At 42.8% G+C, this 2470-nt stretch carries 3 protein-coding genes; 2 read left to right on the forward strand and 1 reads right to left on the reverse strand.

Features of this window, described 5'->3' with window-relative positions; translation table 11 throughout:
- Positions 1-87: 87 nt before the first annotated feature.
- Positions 88-1314, reverse strand: coding sequence for a site-specific integrase (locus I2I04_RS23035; protein ID WP_195655938.1), 1227 nt, complete (start codon positions 1312-1314; stop codon positions 88-90).
- A gap of 238 nt (positions 1315-1552) precedes the next feature.
- Here I2I04_RS23035 and I2I04_RS23040 point away from each other — a divergent pair, with 238 nt between their 5' ends.
- Together I2I04_RS23040 and I2I04_RS23045 are read left to right on the forward strand one after the other, a co-directional pair.
- A complete protein-coding gene (locus tag I2I04_RS23040) occupies positions 1553-1915 on the forward strand; it encodes a transposase family protein (RefSeq protein ID WP_229127043.1) in 363 nt (120 codons plus the stop codon).
- A gap of 133 nt (positions 1916-2048) precedes the next feature.
- The coding region (locus I2I04_RS23045; RefSeq protein ID WP_195655939.1) for a transposase at positions 2049-2470 on the forward strand (422 nt) is incomplete at its 3' end.

Below are 2470 nucleotides of genomic sequence, written 5' to 3' on the forward strand. Positions count from 1 at the left end.
CAAATGTATAAAATAAAAAATACGAGACTCAAACTTGAATCCCGTATTTCCATTTACACAAAATATTTTATAGTGCCGTTTTTTTTGTTATACAGTACAAATATTTATTTGTTTTTCAACCGCTTGCATATCCCTTAATATCGTTTGGTCTAACACCTTTGCGTAGTGTTGTGTCATTCGTGTAGATGAATGCCCCAGCATTTTAGCCACATTCGGCAGTGACACGTTGTTAGCCAGCGCAATAACCGATGCAAAACTATGGCGGGCGGTGTGCGTGGTCAAGTTCTTTTTGATACCGCACAGGTCGGCAATCTCTTTCAGGTAGCTGTTCATTTTCTGATTGCAGGGAACGGGCAACAAAGTTCCTTTATCCATGCAGTAGGGGTTATCCTTATACTTTTCAAGTATCTGTTTGGGAATGCTCAAAAGCGGGATGTTACAGATATTGTTTGTCTTTTCACGGGGTTTCACTATCCACAGGTTGCCGTTGCTGTCCTCTGAAACGTGTTCGGGGCGCAAGTTATACACGTCTATGAATGCCAGTCCAGTATATACGCAGAAAATGAAAACATCCCGTACCAGTTCCAACCGTTCAATCTTGAACTCTTTCTGCCATATCCGGTTTATCTCGGCTTGGCTTAGGAACTGTTTGTTTACCTCCACTTCGTGAAACTTGATTCCAGCAAACGGGTTCTTTGTTAGCCACTCGTTGGCAATGGCAAGGTTTATCACTTTCTTAAAGCATTTCATGTACTGGATAACAGTATTCTGTGCGCAATGCTTTTCTGTCTTTAGGTATAAGTCGAATTTGCGCACCAGTTCCCCGTTTGCCTCACGCAGTAACATATCATCTACCTTGTAATCCCGTTTAACCAGTTCCATGAGGTATTTAAGGCAATTGTCGTAACGTCTTACGGTAATATCGGCATAATCCGTCCCGATTAGCTTCCGGCAGTTGTCGTTATGTTCCTTGAACACATTATACAATGTCTTGAAAGTCTCGTCCTTTCCCTGATAGCGGTTCACTATGGCACGTGCGGAGATAATCTTTCCCTCCAGTTCCAAGTCTTGGTAAATCTGATAGAATTTCACACGCAAGGCGTCAATGTAATGGTTAAGTTCTACGGAGTTTCGGTCTTTGCCTGTCGATTTCTCTTTTTCCTGCGACCAGAGTGGGACTTTTACGCTCCGCTTTAGTTGAAGTTCCACGTATAGGCGGTCATAAGTGACACGCACACGCACGGGTGCTTCCCCGTTTTTTAACAGTTTGCTACGCTTGATGAAGAACAACACGCTGAATCTTTTTCTTTCCATACGGCTCAATTTTTAATGATACAAAGTTAGGAAATCGAACCGAGAACCCTGTTATGTAAAATAGTGCAACGTGCTGTAAAAGAATGAAGTAAATACCTCGCAGTGGAACATTCCGGGCTTTTAAAACCAGTCCCTTGAATAAGGACGTATAGTGGGTCAGTCCGAAAACTCTGTGGGTATGTTATGTTAATAAGCGAAAGTGAACTATCTTTGCGTTCAAATTAAAATAATCTGTCCCATGCTTTCCAATCGCAACCTACATAAGTTACTACGAGTCATCTTCCCCGAAGTTTTAATGACGTATTTCGAGATCTCCGGTTGGCATGACGACTCTGTCAAAATTGAAGTTTGGCTTGATGAAAAAAACTACATGGAACGTTCTGATTACAAGAGTGGCACTGTGATTTCACATGGTTTTACTGAAGCGAAAGTGATTCAGGACTTTCCTCTGCGTGGCAAACCTGTTTATCTCCACGTAAGACGTCGTCGCTGGTATGACAAAGCTACAGGGGAAACGTTTTCCTATACCTACGATGATCTAACTGCCGAAGGGACGAAACTCACTCCTGAGTTCGTTGCTTTTTTAAAAGAAGAAGATTGAAACTACTGCGGCTAGCATAAGCTCCATAGCAGATGCTTATGGGGTAAACGGTAAACAGCTAACTTCACAGTACAAGGAGTTTATCAGCGCATACAGACAGTGGGACCAGTTAGATCATGCTTCAGAATATGTCCTGTTCAAACAAAACATAGGTCCTAGCCTTTGTATTGACGAGACTTCTTTGAGCTGCGGAGAATTATATACTGTTGTCACTAATCGTGCGGGACGTGGTGGCAGAGGTACACTTGTGGCCATGATACGTGGCACGAAGTCTGAAGACGTCATAAAGGTGCTTGAAATGATTCATGTCTCCAAGCGCAAGACAGTCAAAGAGGTCACTTTAGATCTTTCACCGACTATGATGCGGATTGTCCGAACGGCTTTTCCCAACGCCACTATGACGAATGACCGGTTTCATGTACAGAAGCTCTTTTATGAGGCAATTGATGAACTCAGGATTACTTATCGCTGGATGGCACGGGATTTAGAGAACGATGAAATTCAGCGGTGCAGAGAGCAAAATATAGAGTATGTTCCGTTTCGATATACCAATGG

The organism is Bacteroides sp. 1001136B_160425_E2, assembly GCF_015559655.1.
GTDB lineage: Bacteria > Bacteroidota > Bacteroidia > Bacteroidales > Bacteroidaceae > Bacteroides > Bacteroides luhongzhouii.

Excerpts from the sequence above, each read along its gene's own strand:
- I2I04_RS23035 (WP_195655938.1), bottom strand. The coding sequence starts at position 1,314 with ATGGAAAGAAAAAGATTCAGCGTGTTGTTCTTCATCAAGCGTAGCAAA.
- I2I04_RS23040 (WP_229127043.1), top strand. The coding sequence starts at position 1,553 with ATGCTTTCCAATCGCAACCTACATAAGTTACTACGAGTCATCTTCCCC.